Genomic DNA, 16,017 nt, shown 5'->3' with positions numbered 1-16,017 from the left:
AAGGCGGGTTGAGTTCACCCGCCTTTGTTTTATTTGCAAGTAAGAGAAATCCCTATGAGTCACCCAATCGAACAGCTCACAGAAATCATGGCCAGACTGCGTGACCCGCAGCAAGGCTGCCCGTGGGACCGCAAGCAGACCTTCGACACCATCCTGCCTTACACCATAGAAGAGACCTATGAAGTGGCGGATGCGATTACCCGTAAAGACTGGGGTAACCTTAAAGAAGAGCTGGGCGATCTGCTGTTTCAGGTGATCTTCTACGCTCAGATGGCCAAAGAGCAGGGGTTGTTTGATTTTGAAGAGGTGGTGGAGACAGTGAATGAAAAGCTGACCCGCCGCCATCCGCACGTCTTTTCCGACACCGAATTTGACAGCGAAGCGGAGATCAACGCCAACTGGGAAGCGGAAAAACGCAAAGAAAAATTGCAGGCAGGCAAAAACGAACAAAGTGTTCTAGACTCAATACCAGCTTCGATGCCGGCGCTTTCCCGTGCTACAAAAATTCAGAAGCGGGTGGCCAAATTCGGCTTTGACTGGGATTCTCTCGGGCCTGTGGTGGATAAGGTGCGTGAAGAGGTCGACGAGGTGGTGGATGAAGTGGTTCAGGTCAGCCCGGATGAAAGCAAAGTTGAGGCTGAACTGGGTGATCTGCTGTTCGCTGCGGTGAATCTGGCCCGTCACCTGGGTAAAGATCCGGAAGTGGCGCTGACCAAAGCCAATCAAAAGTTTTGTGGCCGTTTTCACGGGGTTGAACAACTGGTTGCACAAAACGGCAAAAGGTTAGAAGATTGTACGCTTCAGCAACTTGATGGATATTGGAATCAGGTCAAACAAGGTGAGCTAAGCAACCGTTAGCTTTTGCTCAGAATTGATTTGAAGCAAAAAATAAAAAAATTGAATGTGATAAGTTTCACGTTGTGGCGATAAGGCTCTTCTGGTATATTTACGTCCCGTCCAGAAGTAGTCCATTTCCCTCATTCAACCAATTTCAGGTTAAACATGACGACAAATTACATTTTTGTTACTGGCGGGGTTGTATCCTCTCTAGGTAAAGGTATTGCAGCAGCATCTCTTGCAGCGATTCTAGAAGCTCGTGGTCTAAAAGTGACCATTATGAAGCTGGATCCATACATCAACGTTGACCCGGGTACTATGAGCCCGACTCAGCATGGTGAAGTGTTCGTTACGGAAGATGGCGCGGAAACCGACCTGGACTTGGGTCACTATGAGCGTTTCATCCGTACCAAGATGACTAAACGCAATAACTTCACTGCAGGTCGTGTTTACGCAGACGTACTGCGCAAAGAGCGTCGCGGTGATTACCTGGGTGCAACTATCCAGGTTATCCCTCACATCACTAACTCAATCAAAGACCGTGTTATTGCCGGTGCTGAAGGCCATGACGTAGCGATCGTAGAGATCGGTGGTACTGTTGGTGATATCGAATCTCTGCCGTTCATGGAAGCGATCCGTCAGCTGGCGGTTGAGCTGGGCCGTGAGCGTGCGATGTTCATGCACCTGACTCTGGTTCCTTACCTGGCAGCGGCCGGTGAGGTGAAGACCAAACCTACTCAACACTCAGTTAAAGAACTGCTGTCTATCGGTATCCAGCCTGATATTCTGGTTTGCCGCAGCGACCGCATGATCCCGGCGAACGAGCGTAAGAAAATCGCTCTGTTCTGTAACGTGCCTGAAAAAGCCGTTATTTCGATGAAAGACGTGGATTCTATCTACAAGATCCCTCAGCTGATCAAATCTCAGGGTCTGGATGATCTGGTATGTTCACGCTTTGGCATCACTGCGCCGGAAGCGAACCTGTCTGAGTGGGAACAGGTAATTTACGAAGAAGCAAACCCAACCGGTGAAGTTACTATCGGTATGGTCGGTAAGTACATTGAACTGCCGGATGCATACAAGTCTGTGAACGAAGCGCTGAAGCACGCGGGTCTGAAGAACCGCCTGAGCGTTAACATCAAGTATGTTGATTCACAGGACGTAGAGACCAAAGGTGATGAAGCACTGGCTGGCCTGGACGCGATCCTGGTACCTGGTGGCTTCGGTGACCGTGGTGTGGAAGGTAAGATCCTGGCGGCGAAATACGCCCGTGAAAACAAGGTTCCTTACCTGGGCATCTGTCTTGGTATGCAAGTCGCTCTTATCGAATACGCGCGCAACGTTGCGGGTATGGAAGGCGCACATTCAACAGAATTTAATAAAGACACAAAGTACCCTGTGGTAGGCTTGATCACAGAATGGGTTGACGGCGAAGGTAACGTTGAGGAGCGTACCGAGCAGTCTGACCTTGGTGGTACTATGCGTCTTGGCTCTCAGCTTTGTCACCTTGAGAAAGGCACCAAAGCGCGTGAGCTGTACGGTAGCGCGACTATTCATGAGCGTCACCGTCATCGTTACGAAGTAAACAACGTACTTCGTCCGAAACTAGAAAAAGCTGGTCTGAAAGTATCGGGCCTGTCTGCAGACAAGAAGCTGGTCGAGATGATCGAAAACCCGGCACACCCTTGGTTTGTAGCGGCTCAGTTCCACCCAGAGTTCACATCTACTCCACGGGACGGTCATCCACTGTTCTCTGGATTTGTGGCAGCAGCGGGTGAATTCATGCGCGGCGATTTCGAAAAGTAAAAGGATACGGGCAGTAACTCGGGTTGTGTTGCTGCCCTTTATATTTCGACATTAATATTGAACGAGAGGAAACATAATGTCTAAGATCGTTAAGGTTCTAGGTCGTGAAATCATCGACTCACGTGGTAACCCAACTGTAGAAGCTGAAGTACACCTGGAAGGTGGCTTCGTAGGTATGGCGGCTGCGCCATCAGGTGCTTCTACTGGTTCTCGCGAAGCTCTTGAGCTGCGCGACGGTGACAAAGCACGTTTCCTTGGTAAAGGTGTACTGAAAGCTGTTGAAGCTGTAAACGGCGCAATCGCTGAAGCACTGGTTGGCAAAGACGCGAAAGCACAAGCTGACATCGACCAGGTAATGATCGACCTGGACGGCACTGAGAACAAATCTAAGTTCGGTGCTAACGCAATCCTGGCTGTTTCTCTGGCAAACGCAAAAGCAGCAGCTGCTGCTAAAGGCATGCCTCTGTACGAGCACATCGCTGAACTGAACGGCACTGCTGGTCAATTCTCTATGCCTCTGCCAATGATGAACATCATCAACGGTGGTGAGCACGCTGACAACAACGTTGACATCCAGGAATTCATGATCCAGCCAGTTGGCGCTAAGACTCTGAAAGAAGGTCTGCGTATCGGTGCTGAAGTATTCCACAACCTGGCTAAAGTTCTTAAAGCTAAAGGCATGAGCACTGCAGTAGGTGACGAAGGTGGTTTCGCTCCTAACCTGGAATCAAACGCTGCTGCACTGGCTGCTATCAAAGAAGCAGTTGAGCTGGCTGGCTACGAGCTGGGCAAAGACGTTACTCTTGCTATGGACTGTGCTGCATCTGAGTTCTTCGACAAAGAAGCTGGCAACTACAACATGAAAGGCGAAGGCAAGATCTTCACTTCAGAAGAGTTCAACCACTACCTGGCTGGCCTGGTTGCTGAATACCCAATCGTTTCTATCGAAGACGGCCTGGACGAGTCTGACTGGGACGGCTTCAAGCACCAGACTGAACTGCTGGGCGACAAAATCCAGCTGGTTGGTGACGACCTGTTCGTAACTAACACTAAGATCCTGGCTCAGGGCATCGAGAAAGGCGTAGCTAACTCAATCCTGATCAAGTTCAACCAGATCGGTTCTCTGACTGAAACTCTGGCTGCTATCAAGATGGCTAAAGACGCTGGTTACACTGCAGTTATCTCTCACCGTTCAGGTGAAACTGAAGATGCAACCATCGCTGACCTGGCAGTAGGTACTGCAGCTGGCCAGATCAAGACTGGTTCTATGAGCCGTTCTGACCGTGTTGCTAAGTACAACCAGCTGATCCGTATCGAGGAAGCTCTGGGTGAGCGCGCTCCTTACAACGGTCTGAAAGAAGTTAAAGGCCAGGCGTAATTCTTAATTGAATTAACGTTTAGCTTAAAGCTTTAGATAAACGCCTCCGGTTTCGGGGGCGTTTTTTTTTGGTCCTGTGGTTCTGTGGCCCTATGGGGAGCTTGCCTTTACCATAGAACCATAGAACCATAGAACCATAGAACCATAGAACCATAGAACCATAGAACCATAGAACCATAGAACCATAGAACCATAGAACCATAGAACCATAGAACCATAGAACCATAGAACCATAGAACCATAGAACCATAAAACCACAGAACCACAGCTCCGCTCTTCCACGTGCCCTAACCACCTGAATATGATATATATGCAGGTTAAGTTTTATTAGTCGGTGTAATCATGCGCATTTTTGCTTTTACCCTGTTGGTTTTGGTTGCCGGGCTGCAGTATCTGGTCTGGTTTGGCAAAAACGGGGAGTTGGATCTTGCCCGGATTGAGCAGGATATCGAAATTCAGCAGACCAAAAATGCCGGTTTAAAACAGCGTAACGATGAGATGTTCGCTGAGATCGACGATCTGCGCCAGGGCCTGGATGCAATAGAAGAGCGGGCCCGCCATCAGCTCGGCATGGTAAAGCCTGATGAAACCTTCTATCGTATTGTCGGAGAGCCCTCTTCCGGGAAGTAATACTCAGAATGCACAACAACGAATCCAAAAAGCTGACTGCTGTCGTGCCCGCTGCCGGTGTTGGCAGTCGTATGCAGGCCGATGTTCCAAAGCAGTACCTGACTATCGCAGGAAAAACCATTCTTGAACACACCACCGAACGGCTGCTGAGCCACCCGGAGATAGGGCGGGTGGTGATCGCGGTCAGTGACAGCGATCCTTATTTTGCGCAGTCCCCTCTGGCCAGCCATCCTCAGGTGGTGCGGGTCAGCGGCGGCAAAGAGCGCGCTGACTCAGTGCTGTCTGCACTGGACTACCTCACCGGGCAGGAAGAGGCTCCGCAGTGGGTGCTGGTCCATGACGCGGCGCGTCCCTGCGTTCGCCTGAGCGATATTGATGCCCTGATAGCGGAGTGTCTTGAGGCAAACAGTGGCGGCATTCTGGCCGCACCGGTACGCGATACCATGAAGCGCGGTAACGGCGCGGGTGCGATTGCCCGTACCGAAGAGCGCGCCGATATGTGGCATGCGCTGACCCCGCAGATGTTTGAGCTGGAGCCGCTGAAAAGCGCGCTGGAGCAGGCGCTGGCGGAAGGTGTGGCGATCACCGACGAAGCTTCTGCGCTGGAATGGCGCGGTGAGCAGCCACTGCTGGTAGCAGGCCGGGCCGACAACCTGAAAGTCACTCAGCCGGAAGACCTGGCACTGGCAGAATTTTATTTAACCCGTACAGAAACGTAAGGAACAGCAATGATTCGAATTGGTCATGGTTTTGACGTACACAAGTTTGGTGGTGAAGGACCGGTGATTATCGGTGGCGTTGCCATTCCTTATGAGCAGGGACTGGTGGCACACTCTGATGGTGACGTTGCGCTGCACGCATTGAGCGATGCTCTGCTGGGCGCGATTGCTGCCGGTGATATCGGCCGTCATTTTCCGGATACCGACGACAAGTGGAAAGGCGCAGACAGCCGCGCCCTGCTGCGTGATGTTTACCGTCAGGTCAAAGAAGCCGGTTACGTGATTGGTAACGCGGATGTGACCATCATGGCTCAGGCACCGAAGATGGCGCCGCATATCGACGCCATGCGCGCCGCGATTGCCGAAGACCTGGAAACCGATATCGGCAACGTCAACGTCAAAGCTACTACTACCGAGCGTCTGGGCTTTACCGGACGTAAAGAAGGCATCGCCACTGAGGCGGTGGTACTGATCAACAAGAGCAGCCAGTCATGAGCGATATTTTAGCCTCCTTCCAATACCTGCTGGGTGAACCGAAGGCAACCGCCAAACTTAAACTGAAACCGGAACACTTTGTGGTGCTGGAAAACCTGGGTTTTGAATTCAGCGGCGAAGGTGAGCACCTGATGGTGCGGATCCGCAAAACCGGTGAAAACACCAGTTTTGTTGCCAATGAACTGGCCAAAGCCTGCGGGGTCAAATCCAAAGACGTCAGCTGGGCGGGCCTGAAAGACCGCCACGCGGTGACTGAGCAGTGGCTGAGTGTTCACCTGCCGGGTAAAGAGATGCCGGACCTGGGCGCGTTTACCGCTCAGTATCCGTCGGTTGAGATCCTGGCGACAGACCGCCACAACAAGAAACTGCGTCCGGGCGACCTGGTGGGTAACCACTTTGAACTGACCCTGGCGGAACTGTCAGACCCGGAAGCGGTGGTTGCCCGTCTTGAAAAGCTGGCAGAGAGCGGAGTGCCAAACTACTTCGGTGCCCAGCGTTTTGGCCGTGATGGCAATAACCTGGAAGAAGCGCGCCGCTGGGGACGCGAGAATGTCCGTACCCGTAATCAGAACAAGCGCAGCCTGATGCTTTCAACGGCCCGTTCGTGGATTTTTAACCGGGTTCTTTCAGAACGTATTGAACGTGGCTGTTTTGCCACCGTGCTGAGCGGTGACCTGATTCAGACCGCCGAAGAGCTGGTGCTGGCTGAGCAGGAGAACCTTGCAACCCTTCAGGCTGAAGTGGATGCGGGCCGCGCACAGATTACCGCGCCGCTGGCCGGAGATAACGCCCTGCCGGTGCAGGATCAGGCGCTGGCTCTTGAGCAGCCACATCTGGATGACGAGCCGGATCTGATGGCTCTGGTGCGTGGTAACCGCATGCGCCATGAGCGTCGCCCGGTTTGTCTGCGCCCGGAAAATCTGAGCTGGGAGCAAAACGGTGATGAAGTGACCCTGCGCTTTGATCTGCCTGCCGGTCACTTTGCAACGGCACTGGTACGCGAACTGGCACAGGCCACCGAAGCAGAGCGCCACTATGAGTAATAAACTGAAGATCCTGCTCAGCAATGACGACGGCGTACACGCAGAGGGGATAGCAGCCCTCGCCAAAGCGCTGGAACCGATCGCTGATGTGGTGATCGTGGCCCCGGACCGTAACCGCTCCGGGGCGTCGAACTCCCTGACGCTGGAAAACCCGCTGCGGGTAACCCGGCTTGAAGGAGAGGTCTATTCGGTGCAGGGTACTCCGACCGATTGTGTTCACTTCGCCCTGAATGAGCTGATGAAAGATGACATGCCGGATCTGGTGCTCTCTGGCATCAATCACGGCGCAAATCTTGGCGATGATGTACTCTATTCCGGTACTGTGGCTGCAGCAATGGAAGGCCACTTCCTCGGCGTGCCTGCGCTGGCGGTTTCTCTGGTCGGCAAACAGAACTTTGCCACTGCTGCCAGAGTGGCGCGGGAACTGGTGGAAAAGCACCTTGAAGAGCCAATCCCTACCAACCGGCTATTGAACGTCAATGTGCCGGATGTGTCGTATGAGCAGCTGTCGGGTACCTGCGTGACCCGGCTTGGTGCGCGTCACCATGCAGAGGATATGATTAAACAGCAGGACCCACGCGGTCATGCCATCTACTGGCTTGGTCCTCCGGGGCCACAGCAGGATGCGGGGCCGGGCACCGATTTTCATGCCATTGAGTCGGGCCTGGTGTCGGTCACGCCGCTGCAGGTGGATCTGACTGCCCATGAGTCGCTGCCCCGAATGGAACAATGGTTAAAAGGAAAGTGTTGATGAGTCACCCGCAAGCATCGCGCCTTGCCGACTGGCTGAGAGCCAGCGGGATCCGCGATGAAAAAGTTCTGAATGCGATTGCTGCACTGCCAAGGGAGCGTTTTGTTTCTGACGCGATGCAGCATCAGGCGTATGACAATAACGCCTTGCCTATCGGAGCCGGACAGACTATTTCTCAGCCCTACATCGTAGCCCGGATGACCGAACTGCTTACACTGACCCCTTCCAGCCGTGTGCTGGAGATCGGCACCGGTTCCGGTTATCAGACCGCGGTGCTGGCGCAACTGGTGGAGCATGTCTGGTCGGTTGAGCGGATCAAGAGTCTGCAGTGGGAGGCCAAACGCCGCCTTAAGCAACTGGATCTCTACAACATTTCAACCAAGCACGGTGATGGCTGGCAGGGCTGGGCATCGAAAGGCCCGTTTGATGCGATTATTGTGACCGCTGCCGCGGCCAGTGTACCCCAGGCCTTATTGGCGCAGCTCAGCGATGGTGGCATTATGGTGATCCCGGTGGGAGAGCAGGATCAATCGCTGATCAAAATAGAGCGCCGCGGGGATCAATTTGATTCTGAAGTGATAGAAATGGTCCGGTTCGTCCCTCTGGTCGCCGGCGAACTCGCTTAAGGGAAACTCAGTGCCACGAAGGAAGGTTTCAGTCTGGTTTTACGTTTTGCTGCTCGGTCTGTTGACTGGTTGTGCAGCGCGTTCACCTGCTCCTGTTTCCGGTTTAGGCAAGGATTATGACTCCATTGCCGAGGGCTCCTATCGTGGCAGTTTCTACGAAGTCCAGAAGGGTGACACCCTTTACTTTATCTCCTACATCACCGGTAAAGATGTTAAAAAAATCATATCTTACAACCGGTTGAAGTCTCCCTATACCATCTATCCCGGGCAGAAACTCCGTCTGTGGAAGCCGGCCTATGTCGCGCCATCTTATGGTGACGGCGGCACTGCGGTGGTTGCCGTTAGCACAACTGCAGCAGCAGCAGCAACCTCATCTGCGTCTGGTATCAAAACTGAGACAAAATCGAGTAAAACCTCTAAATCAGCGCCAGCCCAGAGTAAATCAGCGATTGCTAATAGCCAGGTGAAAAATAACAAAAAAGTTTCATCCGGGTCGCTTGATCAATCGGGATCAAAGGAGTATGTTGGATCCAAAAGTAAACAGGTTGTTAAGCCTAAATCACAGATTATCACCAGTAATAATAACAAGATCAACAAATGGGTATGGCCAACCAAAGGCCGTGTCATAAAAGGGTTCTCAGCAGGGGATCAGGGCAACAAAGGGATCGACATCGCCGGGCAGCGGGGTCAGTCGGTTGTCTCCACTGCTAATGGAACGGTTGTTTATTCAGGCAACGCACTACGTGGATACGGAAATCTGATCATAATCAAACACAATGACAACTATCTGAGTGCATACGCCCATAATGAACGATTGCTTGTAAAAGAAGGACAAAGTGTAAAAGCGGGACAGAAGATCGCAACGATGGGAAGCTCCGGGTCTGACAGAGTCAGGCTGCATTTTGAAATTCGCTACCAGGGGAAGTCAGTGAATCCAAAACGCTACTTACCTTAAAAAAATCCGCAAACGACATTGGAAGTAGAAATGTCTTGCTAACTCGCCAGGGGGAGGCACTATGAGTATCAGCAATGCAGTCACTAAAGTCGAAGAAGAGTTTGATCTGAATATCGCAGCGCAGGAAAGCTCTGCTGTTGAAGAGAACAAACTCGCGTCAGGCAAACAATCCGGACAAAAAGAAGAGTTTGAAATAACCTCAAAAAGTCTGGATGCAACACAGCTATATCTGGGTGAAATCGGTTTTTCTCCACTGCTTACTGCTGAGGAGGAGGTTCTTTATGCCCGCCGCGCGCTGCGTGGGGATGAAGCCGCCCGTAAACGTATGATTGAAAGTAATCTGCGCCTGGTGGTAAAAATCTCACGTCGTTACAGCAACCGCGGACTGGCACTACTGGATCTGATTGAAGAAGGAAACCTTGGCCTTATCCGGGCGGTAGAGAAGTTTGATCCGGAACGTGGTTTTCGTTTTTCCACTTACGCGACCTGGTGGATCCGCCAGACCATTGAGCGTGCCCTGATGAACCAGACCCGCACAATCCGTCTGCCAATCCACGTGGTAAAAGAGCTGAATATCTACCTGCGTACCGCACGTGAGTTGTCCCAGAAACTGGATCACGAGCCAACCGCAGAAGAGATCGCACAGCAGCTCGATAAGCCGGTGGAAGATGTCAGCAAGATGTTGCGCCTGAATGAGCGTATCAGCTCAGTGGACACCCCGATTGGTGGTGAAAGTGATAAAGCACTGCTGGATATCATCCCTGATATTAACAACTCCGATCCGGAAGTGTGTACTCAGGATGATGATATTAAGAGCTCACTGATCAACTGGCTGGATGAGCTTAACCCTAAACAAAAAGAAGTTTTGGCACGCCGTTTTGGACTGCTGGGGTATGAGCCGTCAACACTTGAAGAAGTCGGTCGCGAGATCAACCTGACCCGTGAACGTGTCCGTCAGATCCAGGTCGAAGGTCTGCGTCGTCTGCGCGAGATCCTCGTAAAGCAGGGGCTGAATATGGAATCCCTGTTCAACGTTGAAAATGACTGAACTAATATGACAGACAGCAAAAAGGGCAACTGAAGTTGCCCTTTTTTAGTGCCTGTAACTTATGCTTTATTGAGTATTAAAGCATTTTCTTCAGCCGGTACAGGGCTTCAAGCGCCTGACGTGGCGACATATCGTCGGGATCAATCTCGCCCAGTGCCAGTTCCACTTCGCTTGGCTCCGGAATAAGGCTGAGCTGATTGGCGATATCGACCTGGTTAGCGCCGCTCATCTCCTGATGACCCAGCTGCTCCAGCTGTGCCAGTTTCTGGCGGGCATTTTTGATCACCGTTTTTGGCACCCCGGCCAGACCCGCAACCGCCAGGCCGTACGATTTGCTCGCTGCGCCTTCCTGTACTGCATGCATAAACGCAATGCTGTCACCGTGCTCTACCGCATCGAGGTGAACGTTGGCCAGATGTGGCATCTGGCTGGCGAGTTCGGTCAGTTCGAAGTAGTGGGTGGCAAACAGGGTCATGGCACCGATCTGGTTCGCCAGCCATTCTGCACTCGCCCAGGCCAGTGACAGACCGTCATAAGTACTGGTGCCGCGGCCGATTTCATCCATCAGCACCAGGCTGGAACGGGTCGCGTTATGCAGAATGTTGGCGGTTTCGGTCATCTCCACCATAAAGGTCGAGCGGCCGGAAGCCAGGTCATCGGAAGCGCCGATACGGGTAAAGATACGGTCTACCGGACCAATCTGTGCCGATTCAGCCGGAACAAAGCAGCCGATGTGCGCCATAAGGGCGATCAGCGCGGTCTGACGCATATAGGTCGATTTACCACCCATGTTCGGACCGGTGATGATCAGCATCTGACGCTGGGCGTTCAGTTCAATCGGGTTGGCAATAAAGGGTTCGTCCATTACCTGTTCAACTACAGGGTGACGGCCGCCCTGGATGCTGATCCCCGGAACATCACTCAGCTGAGGGCGGCAGTAATCCAGGCTTTCGGCACGCTCGGCCATGTTTTGCAGCACGTCGAGTTGAGATACTGCAGAGGACAGATTCTGCAGCTGCTCCAGGTGCGGCATCAGCAGGTCAAACAGCTCTTCCCACAGTTTCTTTTCTACTGCCAGCGCTTTGGATTTGGAATTGAGTACCTTATCTTCGTGCTCTTTCAGCTCAGGGATAATGTATCGCTCAGCGTTTTTCAGGGTCTGACGGCGCACATAGTGAGCCGGTACCAGGTGGCTCTGACCGCGGCTGACCTGAATATAGAAACCGTGGACATTGTTATAGCCCACTTTCAGGGTGTCGATATCGTGGCGCTCGCGCTCTTCGGCTTCCAGCTTCTCCAGGTATTCGGTCGCGCCGTCTGCCAGTGCGCGCCATTCATCCAGCTCGGCGTTATAACCTTCGGCGATGACGCCACCGTCACGGATAACAACCGGTGGATTTTCCTTGATCGCCCGCTCCAGAAGTTCGCAGACTTCATCCATCGGCGTCACAAACTGACGCAGTTTGGCCAGATACTCCTGGCTGACGCCTTCGAGCTCCTGATGCAGTTCAGGCAGTTGCTGCATGGCGTGGCGAAGGCGGGCCATATCGCGCGGACGGGCCGAGCGCAGCGCAAGGCGTGCCAGGATCCGCTCAATATCACCGATCTGTTTTAGCACTGGCTGCAGGTTTTCATACAGTGCCTGCTGTTTCAGCTCTTCAATTGCATTCAGACGCTGGTTAAGGGTGCTGATGCAGCGCATTGGCTGGTGGATCCAGCGTTTCAGCATCCGGCTGCCCATTGCGGTGGCGGTGTGGTCCAGCACTTCAGCCAGGGTGTTGTCGTGTCCGCCGGAGAGGTTCTGGGTCAGCTCCAGGTTGCGGCGGGTGGCCGCATCCAGGATCACTGAATGATCCTGGCGATCCAGCGTCAGCGAACGGATATGGGGCAGGGCGGTGCGCTGGGTGTCTTTTACATACTGGATAAGACAGCCTGCGGCGCACAGTCCGAGTTCCGCGTGTTCAACTCCAAAGCCGACCAGGTCTTTGGTACCAAATTGCTGGTTAAGCTGCTGACGCGCGGTATCGATCTCGAACTCCCATACCGGGCGACGGCGGTTACCGTTTCGGTCGCTCATCAGATGAACCGGTTCAAAATCTTCCGGGAACAGCAGTTCACGCGGCGAGGTGCGCTGCAGCTCGGCCTGCATCGCTTCTTCCGTTTCCGGCTCGATAAGCTGGAAGCGTCCCGAGGTTACATCCAGGGTTGCGTAGCCGAAGCGGCCTTTATGGTGGTAAATCGCGGCAATCAGGTTATCGATCCGTTCAGAAAGCAGGGCTTCATCGGTAACGGTACCCGGGGTCACGATGCGAACGACTTTACGCTCTACCGGACCTTTGCTGGTAGCCGGGTCACCAACCTGCTCACAAATAGCGACCGACTCACCAAGCTGAACCAGTTTTGCGAGGTAGCCTTCCACGGCGTGAAACGGTACCCCGGCCATAGGAATAGGTTCACCGGCAGATGAGCCGCGTTTGGTCAGTGAAATATCGAGAAGCTGCGATGCGCGTTTGGCATCATCGTAGAAAAGTTCGTAGAAATCACCCATACGGTAGAACAGCAGGATTTCAGGGTTCTCAGCTTTCAGCCTGAGGTACTGTTGCATCATCGGGGTGTGTTTTTGTTCGGCTTTCACTGGTCATTACGTCGGTCGGTTCTAGTTGCGGCTTAGGATACGTCAATCAGCTGAAAGCGAAAAGAGACAAGTGCGGATCTGTCTTTCCTCCACCGGTCCTGTTCAGGAAATATGAGCTATTTCTTATGTAACTTCATGATTTATCAATAAGTGTAGATTAATTTGATCCGGGTCTGATATTTGACTGCCAAATATGTTCAATTCATCTCCAGTCTATATGCTCAGTGATTCTTGCGCTCTGATGCTTATGCCTGCTTTGTTTGGTTTAAATGAGCTATCTGTCTGACTTTTTGTTTGGTTGAGTATGTCGGTTTCTGATTTTATTGCTGCCATGGTGCAGTTTCCGGTCAACGTCTTCTTCGTTCCGTTCGTGATTTTTCTGTTCATCATGCTGGCAGATCTGGTGTTTAACTTTGCCGAAAACATGCTGCCGGAGTTTGACCTGTTTGATATGGATGACATACCCGGCGCCGGGCTATTGCTTCCTCCTGCGTTATCAAAAGTGCCGCTGGTCGTGGCTCTGACTGTGGTGCTGTTTGTTGGCACCATCATGGCTTTCTATGGCGCAGAGGCCTGGAGTGCGCTGCTGCCGGAGTCCTGGCACCTACCGGTGGGTATCGTGAGTATTCCGGTTATTGGTTATCTGTCGCTGGTGGTGGCGGCCTGGATTCTTTCTCCCCTCAGTCCCCTGTTCGACAAAAAAAAGGCGTTTGCGACCACAGAGTTTGTCGGCATGCATGCCCGCGTTCACAGCAGTTCAGTGACAAAAGAGTATGGAGAGGCTGTGGTGCTGCATCAGGGTAAAGAGATACTGCTCGACGTGGTGTCCGATACCCGGACCCCGATTTCCTTTGGCGATACAGTCACGATTGTCGCCAGAGAACCCGAGTCACAACGTTATATCGTGATTAAACAAAATTAAATTACAGACAAGTCAGGAGTTGGCAATGATTATGGAAATGGAGATCTCTCCGGGTTTGGTATTTGCAGTGTTTGCTGTAGTTATCGCATTGGTTGTATTGATCTTTCTTACCTCACGCTACAAAAAAGTCCGGGGTGAAGGTGACGCCCTGATCATTAACGGCCTGCACCGTACCCGTGCATCATTAACCGGTACCTTTGTCTGGCCTGTGATCAACCGCTGTGAAAATATGGATATCACCAGGAAGAAGATTTCGGTGACCCGCAGCGGCCGCAAGGATCAGGAAGGTGAAGAGTACGAGGGTCTGCACTGCCGGGATAACATCCGTACCGACCTGAAAGTCGATTTCTATATCGGTGTGAACCACGAAGAAGATGACATCGTGCGGGTTGCAAAACTGTTTACCGCACACGGCGCGTCGAATATCGACAAACTGAAAGAGCACTTCCAGCCTAAGTTCTCGGAAGCACTGAAAACCGCGGTGAAGCAGTTTGAGTTTGAAGAGCTGCTGACCAACCGCCGCGCTTTCCGTGATGCGGTCGTTCAGGTGATCGGCAGCGAAATGGACGGTTTTAAAATTTATGACGTGGTGATCGATAAAATTGACCAGACGTCACTTGATGCCCACAACCCGGACAATATCCTGGATGTGGAGGGTATCCGTAAGATTTCGGCTATCACAGCGCAGAAAAATACCGAAACCAACGCTATCCGTCAGGATGAGCGCACCACCATCAAGAAGAAAAACGTTGAAGCGGAAGCGAACCGCCTGCAGCTTGATAAACAGGAGAAAGAAAGCGAAGCGCGCACCCAGCGTGAGATCGAGATCATCCAGGCCCAGGAAAGCGCCCTGACGGCGGAAAAACGTGAAGAGTATCGCCGCGTTTCTGATCTGGCGAAGCTGGAGACAGAAGAAGAGCTGTCGAAGAAGCGTGAAAGCGTACAAATGGAAGTGGAGATGACCCGGATTGCCAACCAGCGTCAGGTGGCGATTCAGGAAGAAGAGCTCAGCCGTGCGATTGAGACTGAAAAAGTCCGCACCGCGGCAGAAGTGGCTGACAAAGAGATGAAGAAAGACACCGCGGTGGAAGAGTCACTCAAGTCGGTTGCGGAGATGCGCTCTCAGCGGGTAGAGATTGAGCGTAAGATCGCCAAGGAAGAGGAAGAGACCGAAAACCTGCGTGTCGCTGAAAAAGTGAACCGTCAGAAGCGTGTGACTTTGGTTGAGGCTGAAGCTATCGCCGAAGCGGCGCAGCTTGAGCTGCTGGTAGCGGCCAAAGCTGAAAAAGAGGCGGCCCGCGAGCGTTCAGAGCGCCAGCTGATCGAAAATGAAGCCCAGCTGAAGATCAATACCCGCATGGCAGAGAATGATCTCGCAGTGAAAACCCGCGAAGCAGAAGCGGAGCAGGTGGTGGCAGAGAAACGCGCTGAAGCGAATTTTGTGCTGCTTGAGCGTGAAGCGGCCGGTAAAGAGCGTATGGCTCAGGCGGAGAAAGAGCTGATCAGCGCCACTGGTCTGGCTCAGGTTGAAGTTGACCGTGAGCGTGCGCTGGCGATCCGTGAAACCGGTGAAGCGGAGGCTTACGCACTGCAGAGCGCGGGTGAAGCGGAAGCTCAGGCGCTGCGCGCCAAAGGTCTGGCGGAAGCGGAGTCTCAGTCAGCACGCTTTAATGCAGCTCAGCAGTACGATGATCAGACCCGCGAACATGATAAGTGGGTAATGCAGCTGCAGCAGGAGAAAGAGCTGGAAATTGCCCGTATCGATGCACAGAAGACAGTGGTAGGCGAGAACGCCAAAGCGCTGGCACAGGCGCTGTCTCAGGCGGATATCAAGCTGTTTGGGGGTGAAGGCATGGAGCAAATCCGCCGTACCATCATGGATGCAGCTGCAGTTGACAGCAAGTTTGCTGAGTCCAAAGTACTGAATCCACTGGTGTCAGAATACATGCAGGGCAACCGCAGCCTGCCGCAGGACATTAAAGAGATCCTGGAAAACACAGACCTTAAGAGCAGCGACCTGAGTAACGTAGCGCTGGCGGGTCTGCTTAACTCTCAGGGCGGGGCTACCGAGCTGCTGAAGAAGATTCAGACTTCACTCTCTTCTTCCTCAGAGCCTGAGGCCTGATCCGTTCTTCTCTCTCACAGAGTCCCGCGCCGTCCGGTGCGGGACAT

14 protein-coding genes are annotated in these 16,017 nt (G+C 52.9%); 13 read left to right on the top strand and 1 reads right to left on the bottom strand.

The annotated features are described in order from the left end of the window. Window positions 1–54: 54 nt before the first annotated feature. From mazG to rpoS, 11 genes are all read left to right on the top strand, one after another. Window positions 55–858 carry a nucleoside triphosphate pyrophosphohydrolase gene (mazG, locus tag ACVB80_RS15535; protein ID WP_481082195.1) on the top strand — a complete coding sequence of 268 codons (804 nt, stop codon included), beginning with the start codon at window positions 55–57 and terminating at the stop codon, window positions 856–858. A 144-nt stretch (window positions 859–1,002) separates the two neighbouring features. After that, window positions 1,003–2,643, top strand: coding sequence for a CTP synthase (locus tag ACVB80_RS15530; RefSeq protein WP_481082194.1), 1,641 nt, complete (start codon window positions 1,003–1,005; stop codon window positions 2,641–2,643). 76 nt (window positions 2,644–2,719) lie between these two features. Next, window positions 2,720–4,021 carry a phosphopyruvate hydratase gene (gene eno, locus ACVB80_RS15525; RefSeq protein WP_481082193.1) on the top strand — a complete coding sequence of 434 codons (1,302 nt, stop codon included), beginning with the start codon at window positions 2,720–2,722 and terminating at the stop codon, window positions 4,019–4,021. Window positions 4,022–4,363: 342 nt separating this feature from the next. After that, entirely contained in the window at window positions 4,364–4,651 is a 288-nt protein-coding gene (gene ftsB, locus ACVB80_RS15520; protein WP_481082192.1) for a cell division protein FtsB, read from the top strand. A gap of 8 nt (window positions 4,652–4,659) precedes the next feature. Continuing rightward, window positions 4,660–5,370 (top strand): 2-C-methyl-D-erythritol 4-phosphate cytidylyltransferase, encoded by a 711-nt coding sequence (gene ispD / locus ACVB80_RS15515; protein ID WP_481082191.1) that lies wholly within the window; start codon window positions 4,660–4,662, stop codon window positions 5,368–5,370. Window positions 5,371–5,379: 9 nt separating this feature from the next. After that, window positions 5,380–5,865, top strand: coding sequence for a 2-C-methyl-D-erythritol 2,4-cyclodiphosphate synthase (ispF, locus tag ACVB80_RS15510; RefSeq protein ID WP_481082190.1), 486 nt, complete (start codon window positions 5,380–5,382; stop codon window positions 5,863–5,865). Further along, window positions 5,862–6,908: a tRNA pseudouridine(13) synthase TruD gene (gene truD, locus ACVB80_RS15505; protein WP_481082189.1), complete on the top strand. Its 1,047-nt coding sequence runs from the start codon at window positions 5,862–5,864 to the stop codon at window positions 6,906–6,908. Before ispF ends, truD begins: the two co-directional genes overlap by 4 nt. Beyond that, window positions 6,901–7,659 carry a 5'/3'-nucleotidase SurE gene (surE, locus tag ACVB80_RS15500; protein ID WP_481082188.1) on the top strand — a complete coding sequence of 253 codons (759 nt, stop codon included), beginning with the start codon at window positions 6,901–6,903 and terminating at the stop codon, window positions 7,657–7,659. The genes truD and surE overlap by 8 nt, the downstream gene beginning before the upstream one ends. Beyond that, window positions 7,659–8,285: a protein-L-isoaspartate(D-aspartate) O-methyltransferase gene (locus ACVB80_RS15495; RefSeq protein ID WP_481082187.1), complete on the top strand. Its 627-nt coding sequence runs from the start codon at window positions 7,659–7,661 to the stop codon at window positions 8,283–8,285. Before surE ends, ACVB80_RS15495 begins: the two co-directional genes overlap by 1 nt. Window positions 8,286–8,295: 10 nt before the next feature. Then, window positions 8,296–9,240, top strand: coding sequence for a peptidoglycan DD-metalloendopeptidase family protein (locus tag ACVB80_RS15490; RefSeq protein ID WP_481082186.1), 945 nt, complete (start codon window positions 8,296–8,298; stop codon window positions 9,238–9,240). A gap of 61 nt (window positions 9,241–9,301) precedes the next feature. Beyond that, a complete protein-coding gene (gene rpoS, locus ACVB80_RS15485; RefSeq protein ID WP_481082185.1) occupies window positions 9,302–10,288 on the top strand; it encodes an RNA polymerase sigma factor RpoS in 987 nt (328 codons plus the stop codon). A gap of 76 nt (window positions 10,289–10,364) precedes the next feature. Here the strand turns inward: rpoS and mutS are convergent, their stop codons facing one another. Further along, window positions 10,365–12,923 (bottom strand): DNA mismatch repair protein MutS, encoded by a 2,559-nt coding sequence (gene mutS, locus ACVB80_RS15480; RefSeq protein ID WP_481082184.1) that lies wholly within the window; start codon window positions 12,921–12,923, stop codon window positions 10,365–10,367. Window positions 12,924–13,227: 304 nt separating this feature from the next. Between mutS and ACVB80_RS15475 the strand changes: the two genes are divergently transcribed. Both ACVB80_RS15475 and ACVB80_RS15470 read left to right on the top strand, forming a co-directional pair. Next, window positions 13,228–13,845, top strand: a complete 618-nt coding sequence (locus tag ACVB80_RS15475; protein WP_481082183.1) for a DUF1449 domain-containing protein — start codon at window positions 13,228–13,230, stop codon at window positions 13,843–13,845. A 25-nt stretch (window positions 13,846–13,870) separates the two neighbouring features. Continuing rightward, complete coding sequence (locus tag ACVB80_RS15470) at window positions 13,871–15,970, top strand: peptidase (protein ID WP_481082182.1); 2,100 nt, start codon at window positions 13,871–13,873, stop codon at window positions 15,968–15,970. Window positions 15,971–16,017: the final 47 nt, after the last annotated feature.

It is taken from the genome of Vibrio sp. 9-16B-A1 (genome assembly GCF_056726165.1).
Note: the sequence above shows the minus strand (reverse complement) of the source record. Positions and strands in the feature narration are given on the sequence as shown.

Bases quoted from the DNA above. Each gene is read 5' to 3' on its own strand.
- eno (WP_481082193.1), top strand. From the start codon at position 2,720: ATGTCTAAGATCGTTAAGGTTCTAGGTCGTGAAATCATCGACTCACGT.
- ACVB80_RS15495 (WP_481082187.1), top strand. From the start codon at position 7,659: ATGAGTCACCCGCAAGCATCGCGCCTTGCCGACTGGCTGAGAGCCAGC.
- surE (WP_481082188.1), top strand. From the start codon at position 6,901: ATGAGTAATAAACTGAAGATCCTGCTCAGCAATGACGACGGCGTACAC.
- ACVB80_RS15530 (WP_481082194.1), top strand. From the start codon at position 1,003: ATGACGACAAATTACATTTTTGTTACTGGCGGGGTTGTATCCTCTCTA.
- ftsB (WP_481082192.1), top strand. From the start codon at position 4,364: ATGCGCATTTTTGCTTTTACCCTGTTGGTTTTGGTTGCCGGGCTGCAG.
- rpoS (WP_481082185.1), top strand. From the start codon at position 9,302: ATGAGTATCAGCAATGCAGTCACTAAAGTCGAAGAAGAGTTTGATCTG.
- truD (WP_481082189.1), top strand. From the start codon at position 5,862: ATGAGCGATATTTTAGCCTCCTTCCAATACCTGCTGGGTGAACCGAAG.
- mazG (WP_481082195.1), top strand. From the start codon at position 55: ATGAGTCACCCAATCGAACAGCTCACAGAAATCATGGCCAGACTGCGT.
- ACVB80_RS15470 (WP_481082182.1), top strand. From the start codon at position 13,871: ATGATTATGGAAATGGAGATCTCTCCGGGTTTGGTATTTGCAGTGTTT.
- ACVB80_RS15475 (WP_481082183.1), top strand. From the start codon at position 13,228: ATGTCGGTTTCTGATTTTATTGCTGCCATGGTGCAGTTTCCGGTCAAC.
- ispF (WP_481082190.1), top strand. From the start codon at position 5,380: ATGATTCGAATTGGTCATGGTTTTGACGTACACAAGTTTGGTGGTGAA.
- ispD (WP_481082191.1), top strand. From the start codon at position 4,660: ATGCACAACAACGAATCCAAAAAGCTGACTGCTGTCGTGCCCGCTGCC.